12 protein-coding genes and 1 pseudogene are annotated in these 17,372 nt (G+C 54.2%); 8 read left to right on the forward strand and 5 right to left on the reverse strand.

All coding sequences use genetic code 11. The features are described from left to right. Nucleotides 1-3: 3 nt before the first annotated feature. The 4 genes from EAH78_RS23725 to amaB all read right to left on the reverse strand — a co-directional run bounded on the left by EAH78_RS23725 (nucleotide 4) and on the right by amaB (nucleotide 5,591). A complete protein-coding gene (locus tag EAH78_RS23725; protein WP_054044085.1) occupies nucleotides 4-918 on the reverse strand; it encodes an ABC transporter permease subunit in 915 nt (304 codons plus the stop codon). Between the two features lie 170 nt (nucleotides 919-1,088). Then, nucleotides 1,089-2,222 (reverse strand): ABC transporter substrate-binding protein, encoded by a 1,134-nt coding sequence (locus EAH78_RS23730; protein WP_140669688.1) that lies wholly within the window; start codon nucleotides 2,220-2,222, stop codon nucleotides 1,089-1,091. A 364-nt stretch (nucleotides 2,223-2,586) separates the two neighbouring features. Beyond that, nucleotides 2,587-3,870, reverse strand: coding sequence for an L-pipecolate oxidase (gene amaA / locus EAH78_RS23735; protein ID WP_140669689.1), 1,284 nt, complete (start codon nucleotides 3,868-3,870; stop codon nucleotides 2,587-2,589). 230 nt (nucleotides 3,871-4,100) lie between these two features. Beyond that, complete coding sequence (gene amaB / locus EAH78_RS23740) at nucleotides 4,101-5,591, reverse strand: L-piperidine-6-carboxylate dehydrogenase (protein WP_140669690.1); 1,491 nt, start codon at nucleotides 5,589-5,591, stop codon at nucleotides 4,101-4,103. A 175-nt stretch (nucleotides 5,592-5,766) separates the two neighbouring features. On the opposite strand from amaB, the gene EAH78_RS23745 reads away from it, so the two are divergent. Next, nucleotides 5,767-6,672 carry a LysR family transcriptional regulator gene (locus EAH78_RS23745; protein WP_140669691.1) on the forward strand — a complete coding sequence of 302 codons (906 nt, stop codon included), beginning with the start codon at nucleotides 5,767-5,769 and terminating at the stop codon, nucleotides 6,670-6,672. 117 nt (nucleotides 6,673-6,789) lie between these two features. Here EAH78_RS23745 and EAH78_RS23750 read toward each other — a convergent pair whose 3' ends face one another. Then, on the reverse strand, nucleotides 6,790-7,599 hold the full coding sequence (locus EAH78_RS23750) for a helix-turn-helix domain-containing protein (RefSeq protein WP_140669692.1): 810 nt from the start codon (nucleotides 7,597-7,599) through the stop codon (nucleotides 6,790-6,792). A gap of 176 nt (nucleotides 7,600-7,775) precedes the next feature. Between EAH78_RS23750 and EAH78_RS23755 the strand changes: the two genes are divergently transcribed. The 7 genes and pseudogenes from EAH78_RS23755 (at nucleotide 7,776) to gmtX (ending at nucleotide 17,359) form a co-directional block, all read left to right on the forward strand. Next, nucleotides 7,776-9,233, forward strand: a complete 1,458-nt coding sequence (locus tag EAH78_RS23755) for an alanine/glycine:cation symporter family protein (RefSeq protein WP_140669693.1) — start codon at nucleotides 7,776-7,778, stop codon at nucleotides 9,231-9,233. A 129-nt stretch (nucleotides 9,234-9,362) separates the two neighbouring features. Further along, complete coding sequence (locus tag EAH78_RS23760; RefSeq protein ID WP_140669694.1) at nucleotides 9,363-9,620, forward strand: hypothetical protein; 258 nt, start codon at nucleotides 9,363-9,365, stop codon at nucleotides 9,618-9,620. Nucleotides 9,621-9,623: 3 nt separating this feature from the next. Next, complete coding sequence (locus EAH78_RS23765) at nucleotides 9,624-9,815, forward strand: hypothetical protein (protein WP_140669695.1); 192 nt, start codon at nucleotides 9,624-9,626, stop codon at nucleotides 9,813-9,815. A 122-nt stretch (nucleotides 9,816-9,937) separates the two neighbouring features. After that, nucleotides 9,938-10,798 (forward strand): annotated as a pseudogene (pncB, locus tag EAH78_RS23770) (nicotinate phosphoribosyltransferase); the annotation flags it as partial. A gap of 169 nt (nucleotides 10,799-10,967) precedes the next feature. Then, nucleotides 10,968-12,362 (forward strand): gamma-mobile-trio recombinase GmtY, encoded by a 1,395-nt coding sequence (gmtY, locus tag EAH78_RS23775; protein WP_140669696.1) that lies wholly within the window; start codon nucleotides 10,968-10,970, stop codon nucleotides 12,360-12,362. After that, nucleotides 12,355-16,725: a VPA1269 family protein gene (locus EAH78_RS23780; RefSeq protein ID WP_140669697.1), complete on the forward strand. Its 4,371-nt coding sequence runs from the start codon at nucleotides 12,355-12,357 to the stop codon at nucleotides 16,723-16,725. Before gmtY ends, EAH78_RS23780 begins: the two co-directional genes overlap by 8 nt. Next, nucleotides 16,718-17,359, forward strand: a complete 642-nt coding sequence (gmtX, locus tag EAH78_RS23785; protein WP_140669698.1) for a gamma-mobile-trio protein GmtX — start codon at nucleotides 16,718-16,720, stop codon at nucleotides 17,357-17,359. The genes EAH78_RS23780 and gmtX overlap by 8 nt, the downstream gene beginning before the upstream one ends. Nucleotides 17,360-17,372: the final 13 nt, after the last annotated feature.

Below are 17,372 nucleotides of genomic sequence, written 5' to 3' on the forward strand. Positions count from 1 at the left end.
CGCTTACACCTTCGACACAAGAGGACGGCCGAGCAGGCCTTGAGGCCGAAAGACCAGAACGAGAACGAGCAGCGAGAAGCTGAAAACGTCTTTGTAGTCGGAGTTGACCAGACCAGAGAACAGCGACTCGGAAATACCGAGAATAATCCCGCCAAGCATCGCGCCCGGCAACGAGCCGATCCCGCCGAGTACCGCTGCGGTGAACGCTTTGATGCCGATGACGAAACCTGCGTAGAAGTCGAACGTGCCGTAGTTCATGGTGATCAGCACGCCGGCCAGGGCCGCCATCGCTGCACCGATGATGAACACGTAGGAAATCACGCGGTCAGTGTTGATCCCCAGGATCGAGGCCATCTTGCGGTCTTGCTGGGTCGCGCGGCACATGCGGCCGAGCTTGGTGTACTTGATGACGTAGGTCAGCAGGCCCATCCCGACAAACGCGGCGACCAGAATGAAGATCTTGGTGTAGGTGAGCTGGACGAAGCCTGTGCCTACTTCAACGCGCCATGCACCGGTCAGCAGTGTCGGAACGCCTTGTTGACGGGCGCCCTGAGCAATCTGTGCATAGTTTTGCAGGATCAGGGAAATACCGATGGCGCTGATCAGCGGTGCCAGTCGGGTGGAGTTACGCAGCGGTTTGTAGGCGACGCGCTCGATGACCCAGCCATACACCGCCGTGACGATGATGGTGAAGACCAGTGTGCCGAGCATCAGCAGAGGGAAGGATTCAATACCGAAGTAAGCCAGCAGAGCCAGACTGATTGCCGCCAGGTAAGCAGAAATCATGTAAACCTCGCCATGGGCGAAGTTGATCATGCCGATGATGCCATAGACCATTGTGTAGCCGATGGCGATCAGGCCATAGACCGACCCGAGGGTCAGGCCGTTGACCAGTTGCTGCAGGAAAATACCATCCATAACGCAATCTCACGCATTTGAGAGACTGCACAGAAGCCGGGTGCGACGGACCGGGGTTCAGCCGCCGACGCAAACCGGTTGTGTGCAGCTCTACGAGAAAAGACAGGTACTGCACGGACATGTTCTATGAGTGCCCGGCGCACAAGGCGCCGGGCACTCAGCAGGTCATATCACTTCTGTTTTTCCAGCTGGTGGTATTTGCCGTCCTTGTCCCACTCGTAAACCACGTAGTCGGAGACTTTCAGGTCGCCCTTGGCGTCCCAGGTCTTCTCGCCCATCACGGTTTTGACCGGGTGTGCTTTCAGCCATTTGGCAGCGTCTTCGCCCTTGTTGGACTTGGCGCCATTGAAGCCAGCGGCCAGAGCCTGGACTGTTGCGTAAGCATAGAGGGTGTAGCCTTCAGGCTCGGTGCCGGCCTTGCGGAAAGCGTCTACCACGGTCTTGCTGTCTGGCAGCAGGCGCGGGTCGGCGCCGAAGGTCATCAGCACGCCGTCAACGTACTGCGCGCCACCGGCGGTGGTCACAAGTTCGTCGGTCACGATGCCGTCATCGGACATGAATTTCACGTCTTTCAGGCCTTCGGTACGCAGTTGTTTAACCAGTGGACCGGCTTCCGGGTGCAGACCGCCGAAGTAGACGACGTCAGCGCCAGCAGCGCGGATTTTGGTGACCAGGGCGCTGAAGTCTTTTTCGCCACGGGTCAGGCCTTCGTAGATAACCGGAGTCACGCCACGCTTGATCAACTGAGCCTTGGTGGCATCTGCCAGACCTTGGCCGTAGGTGTCTTTATCGTGGATGACCGCGACTTTCTTGCCCTTGAGCACGTCGACGATGTAGTCGCCGGCCACGATGCCTTGCTGGTCGTCACGCCCGCACATACGGAACATGGCGCTCAGGCCGCGCTCGGTAACGGCCGGGTTGGTTGAACCTGGAGTCATTACGATGATGCCTGCTTCGTCGTAGATCTCGGAGGCCGGAATCGTCGAGGAGGAGCAGAAGTGACCGACCACGCCGGCGACTTTCTGGTTGGTCAGGTCCTTGGCGACCGTCACAGCCTGTTTCGGTTCGCAGGCGTCATCGCCCTTGACCAGTACGATTTTTTCCCCGTTAACGCCACCCGATGCGTTGACCGCGTCGGCTGCAGCCTGTGCACCCTTCATGTACTGCTCGCCAAATGCCGCGTTAGCGCCCGTCATTGGACCCGCCACACCGATTTTCACATCAGCTTGAGCAAACGCAGAAACACCCAACGCAGTAGCCACTGCGAGGGCCAGAAAGCCTTTCTTGTAAAACGTCTGGGACATGAGGTGGTGCTCCAAGGTTTTTTTTTAGTTGGCACTGCGATTTCACTGATTGCTCAGAGCAAGGGCCGTGCCATCGGTTTTTTATTCTGAAAAAAGTCGCTGCTTTATTGTTTTTTCGACTGTTTCGTTCCCATTTTCATTGGGCGTGCAACCGTCTAAACCGCGGAAGGTGAAACCATTTATTTTTAAAGGCGCAACCCGCATGCGCCATCATTGCAACCGCGGCGTTAAACGACGTGCAACCAGCCTGTAACAACGTGCGTCACCGAAGTGCACACTGCTGGTGCGGGACTGCTACAACCCGCACCATTACAGGCTAGTCGCTGCGCCGAAAAGCGCCGCTTCCAGCAACAAATTTCAACAATCAGATGACGATCCGCAAGCACTGGCCTGCGTGATACAGCGAGAATCCAGCTTCATACAGACAGCTGCGCAACCCTACTCCCGCCAGGGGCTGCATCGGGGCGAACGGAATCGGTAGCGCTTGAGGATTTCCGTTACACAAATAATCGGCAAAGGCTTTGCCGACGACTGTCCCCGTGGTCACGCCCCGGCCGTTGTAACCGGTGACTGCCACTAGACCGGGCGCCGGTTCGAACAGACGCATCAAATGATCGGGCGTAAACGCGATGCAACCGGTCCAGGTGCATTCCCATTCCACCGGTTTGAGGTAGGGGAAATAGTGCTGCTGAACGCGATCGGCCCAGGCTTTGAGGAACCAGGCCGGTTTCTGATTGCCATTACCCAGGCTTCCAAGCAGCAGACGCCCATCCTTGTCGCGACGAATGCTGCTGAGCACCTGACGAGTGTCCCAGGAACCCTGGCCACCGGGCAGAATCTGTTGCGCGGCGTCTTCGGTCAGCGGGACCGAAGCCACTTGGTAGTAGTAACCGGGGAAAAAGTTCTTCCGCAGTTCGGTCCAGTCGCCTTCGGTGTAAGCGTTGGAAGCGATCACGACTTTCTCGGCCATGACCGAACCCTGAGCGGTTTGCACCGACCAGCGCTGGCCCTGACGTTCGAGTCGGGTCACCGGGGAATGGTCGAACAATTGCCCGCCAAGGCCGATGGCCGCTTTGGCCAGCCCGGTGGTATACGCCATCGGATTGAGGGTGCCGGCACGTCGATCGAGCAACGCGGCGGCAATTTTTTTAGTGCCCGTCGCCTGCTCGCAGGCCTGGCCGGTCAACAGTTCGACCGGCGCCCCGCGACGTTTCCATTGTTCTTCACGACTGCGCAAATCCGCTTCGCCGCGGGCGTTGTGCGCCATGTGCAGCGTGCCTTCGCGGCGCAGCTGGCAATCAATGTTGTATTTATCCACAAGGCTGAACACCAGGGACGGCGCCGCGCCGAGCATGCGGTTGAGCTGGCTGCCCACCGCTTCGCCGAATCCGGCTTCGATGTCGTCCGGTGGAATCCACATACCGGCGTTGACCAGGCCGACATTGCGCCCCGAGCCACCATGGCCGGCGCGATGAGCTTCCAGCACACACACCGATTTACCTTGTTCCAGCAGATGCACCGCTGCGGACAGACCGGTGAACCCGGCGCCGACGACGCAGACATCGACTGTCACTTCACCCTTGAGCGCCGCGTTGTCGGGCCTTTGCGGCGTCAGTTTTTCCCACAGACACTCTTCGCGTAACGGCATTGCCAGACTCCAACAGAAACCTAACCAACACACCATTCAAGTGTGGGAGGGAACTATGTGGCGAGGGGGCTTGCCCCCGTTCGGCTGCGAAGCAGTCGTAAAACCATTGCATTCGGTGTACTTGATACACCGGGATCGCAGGTTTTAGGGCCGCTTCGCGACCCAACGGGGGCAAGCCCCCTCACCACAAGGGCTCGCTCCCACAAGGGGATTGCTTTTCGACTTGAGAGTTAGTCGAAGGTAATCCCTTGAGCCAACGGCAATTCCAGCGAGTAGTTCACGGTATTGGTCTGGCGACGCATGTAGCCGCGCCATGCGTCAGAGCCCGATTCACGGCCACCGCCGGTTTCTTTCTCGCCACCAAACGCGCCACCGATTTCTGCGCCGCTCGGGCCGATGTTGACGTTGGCGATGCCGCAGTCGCTGCCGACCGCCGACATGAATTGCTCGGCTTCACGCACGTCAGTGGTGAAGATGCACGACGACAGGCCTTGTGGCACGGCGTTGTTCAGGCGCAGGGCTTCGTCGAAATCCTTGTAACCGATCACGTACAGAATCGGCGCGAACGTTTCGTGGCACACCACTTCGCTCTGCTCCGGCATTTCAACAATGGCCGGTGCGACGTAGTAAGCGTCAGGGAATTTGTCTTCCAGTTGACGCTTGCCGCCGAATACACGACCGCCTTCGCTCAAGGCCTGCTCCAGCGCATCCTGCATGTTTTCGAAACTTTGTTTATCGATCAGCGGGCCGATCAGATTACCTTCCAGCGGATGGCCGATGCGCACTTTGGAATACGCGGTTTTCAGGCGGGTGACGATCTCCTCCTTCACCGATTCGTGCGCAATCAGACGACGCAGGGTCGTGCAACGCTGACCGGCGGTGCCGACGGCGCTGAACAGAATGGCCCGTACGGCCATGTCCAGGTCGGCGCTTGGGCCGAGGATCATCGCGTTGTTGCCGCCCAATTCCAGAATGCTGCGAGCGAAACGCGCGGCGATTTTCGGTGCCACTTCGCGGCCCATGCGGGTGCTGCCGGTGGCGCTGATCAGCGCGACACGCGGGTCATCAACCAGCGCTTCGCCAGCGTCGCGGCCGCCGATGATCACTTGGCTCAGGTGCGGTGGTGCATCGCTGAAGTTTTTCAGGACGCGATCGAACAGCGCTTGGCAGGCCAGCGCTGTCAGTGGGGTTTTCTCGGACGGTTTCCAGATCACCGGGTTGCCGCAGACCAGCGCCAGCGTGGTGTTCCAGGCCCAAACCGCTACCGGGAAGTTGAACGCACTGATCACGCCGACGACGCCCAGTGGGTGCCAGGTTTCGCGCATGTGGTGGCCAGGACGCTCGGAAGCGATGGTCAAACCGTACAACTGACGGGACAGACCGACGGCGAAATCGCAGATGTCGATCATTTCCTGAACTTCGCCCAAGCCTTCCTGAGTGATCTTGCCCGCTTCCCAGGAGACCAGCTCACCGAGGTCGGCCTTATATTCTCGCAGGATGTCGCCCAATTGGCGCACCAGCTCGCCACGGCGCGGCGCCGGGACCTTGCGCCACAATTCGAACGCATGATCGGCGCGACTGATGTGCTGCTCGACTTCAGCAGCGCCTTCCCAGTTCACGGCAGCAATCTGGCTGCCATCGATCGGCGAATGCACCGGCACTTTGCCGTTCTGGTACAGGGCCGGGTTTACACCAAGACGATCGAGCAATGCGGCAACCATGGGTCACTCCTCAAGCGAAAAACATAAAGGGCGCAGCCGGAGTAATCACGGCTGATAAGACCTGTAGTTTTAGCTCCCCGGAGGTTACCCAACAAACGACCTTTAAGAGCGATATCATTCCGTTTATTCATGCTGCGAATTGCTGGTAAGAAAGAAACAAGAAAAAGGACTACCCATGCTGAATAAACGCTACCTGCCGTCGATCACAGCACTGCAGTGTTTCGAGGCCGTGACCCGGCATTTAAGCTTCACTCGGGCCGCCGAAGAGCTGAACCTGACCCAGAGCGCGGTCAGTAAACAGGTCGCGCAACTTGAAGAATTGTTGCAGCACCTGTTGTTCCGCCGTGTGCGCCGCCGCCTGCAAATGACCCCGGCCGGTGATTTGTACCTGGTTGAAGTCAGAAAAATCCTCACCCAAGTCGAGATGTCGACCCATTACCTGCGCTCCTACGGCGGTGAAACCGAAGTCTTGCGCGTTTCGACCCCGCCGACGTTCGGTGCACGCTGGCTGGTGCCCCGCTTGAAAGGCTGGCGCCTGCGCCATCCTTCGATCCATCTGGACCTGTGCAGCGAGCAGGAAGCCGACGATTTATTGCAAGGTCGCAGCGACCTGGCGTTCTATTTCGGCCAAGGCTCACGGCCCGGCACCGAATGCCTGAAGCTGTTCGGCGAGGAACTGGTGCCGGTTTGCGCGCCTGGGAGCCTCCCCGACAAGCCGTTCACCGACCCGACGCAACTCACCGACCTGGTCCTGCTGCAAAACGCTTCCCGCCCGCAGGCCTGGCACGACTGGTTCGACAGTCAGGGCTACCACACCGAACACAGCTACCACGGCCCGCGTTTTGAAACCTTCTACATGTGCATCCGCGCCGCTCAGGTCGGATGCGGTGTGGCGCTCCTGCCAAGGTTTTTGGTGGAAGAGGAATTGGCCGACGGCAAACTGGTCATCCCCTGGAAACATGCGATGCCGAGCTCGGATGCCTATTACCTGGCGTATCCCGAGCATTCGGCGGAAGTGCCCAAGGTGCGGGATTTTGTGAAATGGATGCTGGAGCAGATTGATAGCCCGGACCTGTCATAGCATTGAGCCATGCGCCATCCCTGTGGCGAGGGGGCTTGTCGGAATGCCGCATCACCCCGTCGGGTCGCACAGCGGCCCTTTAAACGGCCAACCCGGTTTTCCAGGCTCATTGCGGCCTTACGAAATAACAAAGAGCCCGTCAACAACGCGGGTCTGCGCGAGGCGCCCGCGTAGATCATCATCTATGACGGGATCATCCTTACTGTAAAGCCGCACCTTGCGAAACGCATCGATTCGATTGACCTCCTGACCGAGATATTCCCAAACAACACGCGAACATGCCGGAGTGCGGTGGTCTGCAGCGGAAACGCCCATTTTCAAACCGTTGAGTCGAGTAATGCAGCTTTTGAAGCTAGGAATAAGGATGGTTTGGCTGATTTCGTTGGACGTCAGAGACTCATAATCGATGAGAAACATTCGATCCTGTAAATAGTAGGCGACCCCCACATACCGATACTGCTCATATTCCTCTTCCACGCCGGCTATTTGTAAACGTTCATTCCGCTCGTACACAAACTGCTGATCTTCTTCATATACATGTACCAAAGCGCAAATAATAGAACCAGGCTCTGTCATCGCGTGGTAATACTCGTAGTAGTACCCGGTGTAGGCTTTTAGATGGGAGGAGGACTGTTGACGAAGGTGTTGAATTATTCGTTCCGGCGCCGACACCTCGCGCGAAGGGGTCACCAGCCTTGTCTTGCCACCAATAAGACTGACGAACTGATCTGTTGGCAACCCAATTTCGAATTCCTCCACTCCGAAAAAATCACAAATCCGCTTCAGATTAAAAGCCGTGGGAATGTTACTCCCACACAGGTATTTGTTGAATTGCCCACGATTAATCCGAAGCTTCCTACAGACTTCAGCGACAGATCGGTAGTGACTACACAGCAGCCTTAAGTTAGCAGGTAGAAAATCACGCATATCAATCCATTAAAACAGCGTCAGAAGGCGCAACCATAGCAGCTACTCGCATCACATTTAAGCAACTTGCGAAATTGCGCAAAATGATAGATGACCTGATATTACGAGTCCTGAAGGACTTCAGGATGTAACCCGCATCGATTCGCTAGCACTCTTAAAACAGCAAGGAGCTTTGAATGCTTGACGTCATCAATGACTTTCTCTCTGGAAAGGTTTTGATACCTTTGGTTCTCGGACTTGGAACCTACTTCACCATCCGGTCGCGATTTGTACAGCTTCGATACTTTGCGCACATGATCACTGTGTTACGTGGCAGTTCGCACACTGGCGACAACCATTTGAGCTCATTGCAGGCGCTGACGCTCAGCCTGGCTGGACGGGTCGGAACCGGTAATATTGTGGGCGTCGGCATTGCAGTCAGCATGGGCGGTCCCGGTGCGGTGTTCTGGATGTGGATGACAGCCCTGCTGGGAATGTCGAGCAGCTTTTTCGAATGCTCACTGGGTCAACTCTACAAACGCTGCGATGCAAATGGGCAATATCGTGGTGGCCCGTCCTGGTACATCCAGCATGGGCTGGGCAAACGCTGGCTCGGAACGATTGCTGCGGTCCTGCTGTTGGTGACTTTTGGGTTTGCTATCAATGGCCTTGAGTCTCATGCCGTATCGCACTCTCTCAACAATGCCTTTGGCTTATCTACGACTTGGTCTGGACTAACGCTGTCGTTGTTGCTGTGCATAGTGTTTGTAGGCGGTATAAAGCGGATCGCGAAGGTAGCCGATCTATTAGTTCCGCTTAAAGTCATCGCCTACATCTGCGTGACGCTTTACGTCATCCTGTTGCAAATCGACCAGGTCCCCGGCGTGCTGATCAGTATTGTCAAAAGCGCTTTCGGATTGGATCAAGCTTTGGGCGGGCTCGTCGGCAGCGCAATCATTATGGGGGTCAGGCGCGGTGTGTTCTCCAATGAAGCAGGACTGGGCAGTGCGCCTAACGTCGCTTCCACGGCGAAGATTGCCCATCCGGTGGCTCAAGGCGTAGTGCAGGCGTTCAGTGTCTTCATCGATACCATCGTTATTTGCACGTGTACTGCGCTGATCATTTTGCTATCCGGTTTTTATACTCCCGGCTTCGAAGGTGACGGCATAGCGTTGGCACAAAATTCGCTGGCGGCGGTAGTAGGTGATTGGGGCCGGATGTTTATCAGTGTGGTACTTGCACTGTTCGTGTTCACGGCAATGCTTTACAACTACTACTTGGGAGAAAACAGCTTACGATTCATCATTTCCGCACCTCGTAAATCATTAATTGCGTACCGCATCCTGGTTTTGATACTTGTCTTTTGGGGTTCGGTTGAAGACCTCACTACGGTGCTCGCGTTTGCCGACATCACCATGACACTTCTGGCGTTGGTCAACCTCGTAGCGATGACATTGCTATTCAAAGTCTGTATGCGAATCTTGACCGATTACGATGACCAACGTCGCGCAGGAATCAAAAAGCCCGTTTTTGACTCAAGTAAATTCACCGATCTGGACCTCGATTTTATGGCTTGGCCTGCGATAACGAATCCACTGCAACCGAAGAGCCCTGCCTGTACGGACCGGGGCCCAGCTAAATCTCAGGTCGCGTAAATTCCGAATGAACTCTGAGCCATTGCGTTTCAGCGGTGGTTCAGCCGTTAAGCAATGCCCTGACACCATAATCTCCCACTAATAAAAAACTCGCGCCTTTAACCCCTCGCGCGCTCTAGGAGTTCGTCTGTGAATCGCTATCAACCGCTTAAAGCCAGCGCATCAACCACCCCAATTTTTTATATAGACACGCATGCCGCCCCCCATCTGTTGTTTGAAGATGCCTGCTTCAGAATACGTGCTGCCACTGGTCTTTTAGAGGCGCTGACGTCTGTAACCGTTAAACATACTAATGATGCTGACTTTTTCCGGTTGATACTTCCAGCCTACTTATTGCTACAGGACGGTGTCGACGCGCTGGATCAAATAACATTTAAAGGACTGTAGATCATGGCCAGATCAGCGACCCCTGAAATGATAAAAGCAGCCTTGATAAAAGCGATTGAAACAGGGCTTATTCCTCGTCACTCCCACCTTGACGCCTATTTAAAAAGTTGGGATAACCTGGCGCTCGTCATCCAGGCAGCGCTTGAGGCAACTGACAAATCACTGGTGCTTGTTTTAAAGGCTGGTCACCAGTGATTGATCCGTCATGAACAGAAAAAACTGGTAATCCCCACCCTTGTTATGCGCCACTAGCCCCATTCATTGAAACAGCTGCAACGTCGCCGCCAAGGGGCGCGGCCAGCCCGGAGAACCCCGTTATGAGCGAGAGCGTGTTTGGCGATCGCATCGTGCAGAACCTGCTCGACACCGACTTCTACAAACTGACGATGATGCAGGCGGTGCTGCACAACTACCCGAACGTCGAAGTCGAATGGGAGTTTCGTTGCCGCAACAGTGAAGATTTGCGCCCGTACCTGGCGGAGGTCCGTTTCCAGATCGAGCGCCTGGCGGAGCTGAGCCTGAGCGCTGATCAGTTGGGTTTTCTGGAGCGCATCAGCTTTCTGAAGCCGGATTTCCTGCGGTTTCTCGGGCTGTTCCGCTTCAACCTACGCTACATCCACACCGGCATCGAAAACGGCGAGTTGTTCATCCGCCTGCGCGGACCGTGGCTGCATGTGATTCTGTTCGAAGTGCCGCTGCTGGCGATTGTCAGTGAAGTGCGCAACCGTTATCGCTACCGGGAAATCGTCCTGGAACAGGCGCGCGAACAGCTGTACCGCAAGTTCGACTGGCTGACCGCCAACGCCAGCAGCGACGAATTGTCCGAGTTGCAGGTCGCCGATTTCGGCACGCGCCGTCGCTTTTCGTACCGCGTGCAGGAAGAAGTGGTGAACGTGCTCAAGCACGACTTCCCCGGGCGCTTCGTCGGCACCAGCAACGTGCACCTGTCCCGGGAACTGGACATGAAACCGCTGGGCACCATGGCCCACGAATGGATCATGGCCCACCAGCAACTGGGGCCGCGGCTGATCGACAGTCAAATTGCCGCGCTCGACTGCTGGGTGCGTGAGTACCGTGGCCTGCTGGGGATCGCCCTGACAGACTGCATCACCATGGATGCCTTCCTCGGTGATTTCGATCTGTTTTTCGCCAAGCTTTTCGACGGCCTGCGCCATGATTAGTTATCCCCATCTCAACTCCTAAAAATCCATGAAATAGCCTTCCCTTTTTTTTAAGAAGAAATATCCCTCTCAAAATTCGCTCAAAAAAAATCCAGCAAAATCTCAACTGCAGTCTAGAGTTACCCCTGCCAAGTACAAAAACTCTAAGAGTTCGTGTCGGGGTCTCATGAGAATCTTCTTTGAATCATCTCATCGCGAATACAGAACGATCATCGGTAATGCGACAGGGCTGTTAGCTGTGTTGCCTGTGGTGATCACAGATCATGGTTTACTCGATCAGTTCGTCCGCTACATTTATCTCAACCGGCGCAAGAGCCGCTCATGGCAAGATGCTGCCGTGCTTTCGATTCAATTGCTGCTCGATTTTATGGTGGCGAATCAAGGCTTCTTCGAGAAGCCGCAAGCGCTGTTCACAGAGTTTTCGAATGCTCTTTTTACAGGGACGGTCGAAGGTCGTCGTGATCCATCAGGACTGTACTGGCAGGCAAGACAACCAGTCGACGCCCAGAAAATAATCGGCCACATCACCCGATTTACGGACTGGCTCGCAAAGGTTAATGATAAATCCGACCTTCAGCTCAACCCTTGGCGAGAGGCGACGCGACATGAGCAGCGGCTGAATTGGGCTGCTTATTCGCATCGCAGAGACAACGCCTTTCTCTCTCACCTGTTCCGTGAAGATCCTCAAACCGATCAGTCCAGAGAGGTTCGGGTTCTAGGCTTACCAACGGAAGATCAGACCCCGCCTAAAACCTTTCCTGAAGAAAAATTGAGCTTGTTACTCAATGATGGTTTTCGCAGGAAGACCAGGGATGGGCGCGGGCCGATAAATCTTCGCAATGTCCTCATAACATGGCTAATGCATTACGGAAGTTTGCGTCTTTGTGAAGCACTTTCGCTGTGGAGTGACGACGTTAAACTTGAGAACGGTGAAGTCATCGTGCGTGTCTATCACCCGGAAAACGGGCTAGCCCCTGACGAAAAGTCCAATCGAGCGGTTTACCTACAAAATCGCTTTGGATTGCTACCTCGCAACCGGCTGGTCAAAGCAACTGACCCACTTTTTCTCGGATGGAAAAACCCGCTCATCACCGATAAAGCTCGCAACTGCTTCGAGGTATATTTCTTTCCGCGTGAAGCTGGGTTGATGTTCGCTCAACTCTGGCGCGACTATCACTTGAAACAGCGGGTTAAACCGAAACCAGGCACCGAGCATCCATACGCGTTCACTAACCAACATGGCCAGCCCTACTCACATCGAATGTTTCGCAAAGCACATGAGCTTGCGGTCAACCGGATTGGTCTGGCGTATGGAAAAATCCTTGGTACTACTCCGCACGGTCACCGTCATGCATATGGACGGCGCATGGAAGCGGCTGGAGCTTCAAAAATCCAAATCAAAAATGGCATGCACCACAAGTCTCTTTCGTCGAGCGACGTATACACGCAACCGACATCTACAGACATCCGCAATCGCATGACCGAACTAGAAGCGCGGCTTGATGAAAAGCACAGGGTCGTCCAGATTCTAGACCTCGGAGTGAGTGAGAGTGATGGTTAGGAAGAACACAACGCTTTACACCTACCCCGAAGCTAAGGTAGCTGTCCTGGCACTTGGCGTCGAAGACAGTAGAGACTACAGAGTTCGTCGTCGGGAAGACCCGAGATTACCTTACGCCCCCTTTAAATACTACGCAGGCATCGGTTGGACGAACTGGTTCGAATTTCTCGGAAAGAATAAGCCCGATCTATATTCAACCTACGTCGAAGCTCAGATAGCTGTCCTTGCACTGGGAATCAAGGACTCGCCTGATTACAAAACTCGCCATGGGCAAGACCCTCGGCTGCCTACAATGCCCTCTATATTCTATGCCGATGTCGGTTGGACTGATTGGTTCGATTTTCTGGGGAAGAAAAAGCCCGATCTATATTCAATCTATGTCGATGCGCGGGCGGCGGCGCAGGAATTGGGCATTAAAACCCAGTCTGAGTACTACTCTCGCTATCGGGAAGACCCGAGATTACCTTCCGCGCCCGAAGAACGCTACGCCGAGGTCGGCTGGACGAACTGGTTCGATTTTCTGGGAAAGAAAAAGCCCGCCCCATATGCAACCTATAACGATGCGCGAACGGCGGCGCAGGAATTGGCCATTAAACATCAAACGGAGTACACCTCTCGCTATCGGGAAGACCCGAGACTGCCTTTTGCTCCCTCTCAATGCTACGCCGGTGTCGGCTGGACGAACTGGATCGAGTTTCTGGGAGAGAAAAAGCCCGATCCATATTCAACCTATATTGAAGCGCGGGCGGCGGCTCGAGAATTGGGCATTAAACATAAAACCGACTACAAAAATCGCCATCGGCAAGACCAGAGATTGCCTTCCGCTCCCGCTCAATGCTACGAAGGTGTCGGTTGGACGAACTGGTTAGATTTTTTGGGGAGTAATACACCCAACCTCTACCCGACCTACGCCGAAGCTCAGGCGGCCGTCCTGGCACTTGGCATTAATGAGTCCCGTGACTACCAAACTCGCCATCGGCAAGACCCGAGACTGCCTACATTTCCCCATAACTTCTATGTCGGTGTCGGTTGGACTGACTGGTTCGAGTTTCTGGGGAAAGAAAAGCCCGAACCATATTCAACCTATGCTGAAGCGCGGGCGGCGGTCAAGCAGTTGGGTATCAAACATCAAATTGACTACATAAATCGCCATCGGCAAGACCCGAGACTGCCTTCCGCCCCTTTACAACGCTACGCCGCTATCGGCTGGACGAGCTGGTTCGAGTTTTTAGGGGGGAGCACACCCGACATCTACCCGACCTACGACGAAGCTAAGGCAGCTGTCCTGGCACTTTGCATCAACGACGGTAGAGACTACAAAACTCGCCGTCGGCAAGACCCGAGGTTGCCTGCCGTACCCTATCAGTTCTATGCCAATAAAGGCTGGAAGGATTGGTACGATTTTCTGGGAAACAAGTCTTTTTATACCTACGAGGAGGCACAGGCAGCAGCCCAAGGGCTTGGCATCAAATCCGGCAACGAATATTTTTCTCGTTATAGAGAAGATCCGAGGCTGCCCTCCACCCCCAAAAAAATCTATGCCCATGCAGGTTGGACTGACTGGCACCAGTTCCTCGATAAGGCAAATCACACCTACACCTACGCCGAGGCGCAGGAGGTTTGTCGGGCGCTGGGTTTAAAGTCTAGTGTTGATTACACCGCACGCTATCGGGAAGATCCGAAATTACCTGGCAGCCCTCACCATTTCTACGGAAAAGCAGGTTGGACAGACTGGTATGAATTTTTAGGTAAGGAAAAGTCGCCTTGGCATACTTATGCCGAGGCGCGATCAGTGTGTCAGGATCTAGGCATAAAAACTGTGAAGGAATATAGCGCCCGCTATCGTGAAGACTCAAGGCTATATTCTAACCCTGAACAGTTATATGCCAATTCTGGCTGGACAGACTGGTATACATTCTTGGGTTCTGATAAGCCTACAGACTGTTCATCAGACTACCCGAATATATTAGCCGATGTTGAACGCTGGCTGAAGACACAAACGGCAATCCCAAACAAAAGAACGGCCATCAAAATCTTCTTGAATGGCTATGTTAACCCTCTGGAGTTACCCGACAACTCTAAATTTTTTTTACTTCGAACCAATCCTTTTAGCACCACAGTCTACACCCAACTGATCGAAAGCCTGGCCCCTTCCAGCAAACAGACCACTCACAGCTCACTCGAGGGATTCTTTCAATGGTTGCTGGATGCAGATTGCACTGATGAGGACAATGACGAGCGCATCGTACTCCAAGAATATCGCAATCCCTTATCGACTATCCTGGCTGGGTACTCAGACAGTCTACAAAGAGATCGGCCCTCTCAGTCAACCAAGCCTCCGCTTGGTTACGAATACATCCTCCGCGCACGAAATTTTTTAGTGCCCAACAGTGAAGCTGCCTTGCTGACAAGGCCAACGTTGAGTGATTTGCCCCACCTCCAAGACTTCTTCGACTCCCGCATTGATTGGATGAATGTTGATGAGTCGAAAATTGATCGCAGCGATACGAATTGCATCTGGCGTAAAGTTCAAACAAGTGAACCAACTCCCGACGGTAAGCGTCAACCGATTGAGCAATACCAAATTTGGTCGCCTGCACGTTTTATCGCCCTCTACACCTTGTTGCGCTTTCCACTACGAGGGCAACAAATTTTGTGGCTCGACAGCGGGGAGGCGGATAGCGAAATTGCAGCCCTAAACGCCGATGGTTCGATTCGGTGGGAGAAGAATACAGGCCCTATGGTACGTAGGGTGAGAAAGACACGACGCCCCCCACAAGCAGCTGTCCAGCGTGGTAACAAAGATGCCCCTAAACTTTTTGTAACTACCAACAAAACAGGCCGCACCGCAGGCGGGTATCACGTCGACTGGATTCCGGACGATCTAATGTATTGGTTCTTGCTTCTGCGCGATTGGCAGGCCAAATACAATACCCTTACCGACCCAACGCCATGGACAGAGATTACTCTTCCTGCGGAGACAAATGAAAAAATCCTTAAGGCACGTGGAACACAATGTTTTCTTTTTCGTGCAGACGCTTCGGGCCAGCCGTTACTTACTAAATCTGTCTTTATCCACCTATTACCGGCGTTACTTTATAAAATTCAACGAGACGGTGAGGATTTAGCCACAAAAAGTGATAATAATACGTTTCGCTTTATAAGTCCTTACACCCCACACAGCTTGCGCGTAAGTTTGATTACTGCGTTTATTGCTGATGGGGACGCACCGATTCATGTGATCTCTAAGCTAGTCGGCCACACTTCCCTGGTGATGACCATCTACTACACCAAACTGAACAATGAGCAGATGCGCGTGCCCATGGGTGAGATTGAGAAACGCGCAGCACAAAGATCAGCAGAGCGCTGCGCCGAGGCCCTAAGACTCGGCGGACTTGATGCGCTGAGCGGTCAGCTGATTGCTACTGATGGAAACCGCTGGCTGATCGAATCTGATGTACCGAGCACGGCTTGTGTGGTGTTCGATTGCGGCATCTGTCCAAGATCAGCAGCTGCCTGCCACATTGGCGGAAAAGTCGTCGTCGAGCGAAAGGCCGAGACGTATCACAGCCCTGTTGAGGCCGGTTACCTTGGCCAGAAGAACTGCCCTCGTTGTCGATTCTTCATCACCGGCATCCCGTTCCTCGGCGGGTTAGTGGCGCTCGCGAATGAAATAGCGTTGGAAATTAATACAGAAAGCGCTCGCTACCAAGGGTACACGACAGAGTTGGATGCACTAGAACAGGAACACTACGACGTCTGCCGTGAGGGTAAACCCTTTCTCCACGAGATGGAGCGTAAACGAGCCGTGTCCAACCAGCAGCAAAGCGCGGGTAAGCTCGACGTATTGCTAGGTGATTACTCAGCGCTCAATGGCCATATCCAAAGCTGTCTGAAACTGATCAACGAGAAGGGGGCAGATTCGAGTGGTGACGTTAGGCTGATCGTTCCGGGAGACATCCATGACTTAGACGTCGTTTTTCAAGAGTCAGAGTCGAACTACCACCTGCTCGCCGAAATTTGCCAGAACGCGGCAATTTACCAATCTGCCAACCCTTCGCGGGCCATACCTCTTATTGCCCAAGCTATCGACCGAATGGCAGAAAACAACGGTTTGCCGCCAGCCATGTTCAGGCTAAGCGATGAACAGAAGATAATCGTAGCTAATGAATTGAGCAGGCTTTTGCTCCAACGATTGGGATCTTGGGAAAAGATCGACGATCTGTTTTCTGGTGATTTGATGCTGCTCGATATTGACACTCATGAGCCGGAACTAACGCAAATTTCCGCCGAAGTACGGAACCTCCTATCTAATCCCAATAGCGCTCGACCGCTGCCTCATGAGGTTCCACCGTATGAGTGAACAACTAGCTTCGCCTCACGAAACCTATGAACGATTGATAAACGAGGCTAGCGATGCGCGCCGCAAGCGGAGCCTGGAGGCATTGAATCAGGTTTGCCAGCTGCTGCATGAGCGCGGTTCTTCGGACTTCACGTATAAGAGCATCATTAACCTCGGCCAAGATCGCGGTCTGCCGATACCTGGTGAGAAATCCATCGTCAATGCTACGGGTGCCCATTACCGAGAGTTAATCCAGTCGTGGAAACTGATCTCGGTTCCTAGCAAGGAAAGTAAAGTGTCAACCGCCAGTGACTGGATCGAGATGATTGATGATCCGGTGCTGCGTCTGAGCGTAACGTTGCTGGCCAAAGAGTTACGCGCCATCAAATCCAAGATCGCCAGGCAGGAAAAAGCCAGCGGAGCGCCGATCTATCTGGGTGCACTTGAAGGCGAAGGCCAGAGCATCCCCCTACAGTTAAAACTAAACGATGCTGAACTGGCCGCTCTTAAGGCAGCGATTGATCCACAAGTTCTTTCGCAACTAGGTTTTTCCTTCGGAAGTCGTGGTGAAGTTATGGATGCTAAGGGTAGGAAAATTTACAAGCCTGGATTTCGTGACGCCGTTGAGAAAATTCTTTCTCTGCAGGTGAAATAGCGAGAGCAAGCAG

Origin of the sequence: Pseudomonas arsenicoxydans (genome assembly GCF_006438915.1) — a bacterium.
GTDB classification, from domain to species: Bacteria; Pseudomonadota; Gammaproteobacteria; order Pseudomonadales; family Pseudomonadaceae; genus Aquipseudomonas; species Aquipseudomonas arsenicoxydans_A.

Bases quoted from the DNA above. Each gene is read 5' to 3' on its own strand.
- EAH78_RS23725 (WP_054044085.1), bottom strand. From the start codon at position 918: ATGGATGGTATTTTCCTGCAGCAACTGGTCAACGGCCTGACCCTCGGG.
- EAH78_RS23730 (WP_140669688.1), bottom strand. From the start codon at position 2,222: ATGTCCCAGACGTTTTACAAGAAAGGCTTTCTGGCCCTCGCAGTGGCT.
- amaA (WP_140669689.1), bottom strand. From the start codon at position 3,870: ATGCCGTTACGCGAAGAGTGTCTGTGGGAAAAACTGACGCCGCAAAGG.
- amaB (WP_140669690.1), bottom strand. From the start codon at position 5,591: ATGGTTGCCGCATTGCTCGATCGTCTTGGTGTAAACCCGGCCCTGTAC.
- EAH78_RS23745 (WP_140669691.1), top strand. From the start codon at position 5,767: ATGCTGAATAAACGCTACCTGCCGTCGATCACAGCACTGCAGTGTTTC.
- EAH78_RS23750 (WP_140669692.1), bottom strand. From the start codon at position 7,599: ATGCGTGATTTTCTACCTGCTAACTTAAGGCTGCTGTGTAGTCACTAC.
- EAH78_RS23755 (WP_140669693.1), top strand. From the start codon at position 7,776: ATGCTTGACGTCATCAATGACTTTCTCTCTGGAAAGGTTTTGATACCT.
- EAH78_RS23765 (WP_140669695.1), top strand. From the start codon at position 9,624: ATGGCCAGATCAGCGACCCCTGAAATGATAAAAGCAGCCTTGATAAAA.
- gmtY (WP_140669696.1), top strand. From the start codon at position 10,968: ATGAGAATCTTCTTTGAATCATCTCATCGCGAATACAGAACGATCATC.
- EAH78_RS23780 (WP_140669697.1), top strand. From the start codon at position 12,355: ATGGTTAGGAAGAACACAACGCTTTACACCTACCCCGAAGCTAAGGTA.
- gmtX (WP_140669698.1), top strand. From the start codon at position 16,718: ATGAGTGAACAACTAGCTTCGCCTCACGAAACCTATGAACGATTGATA.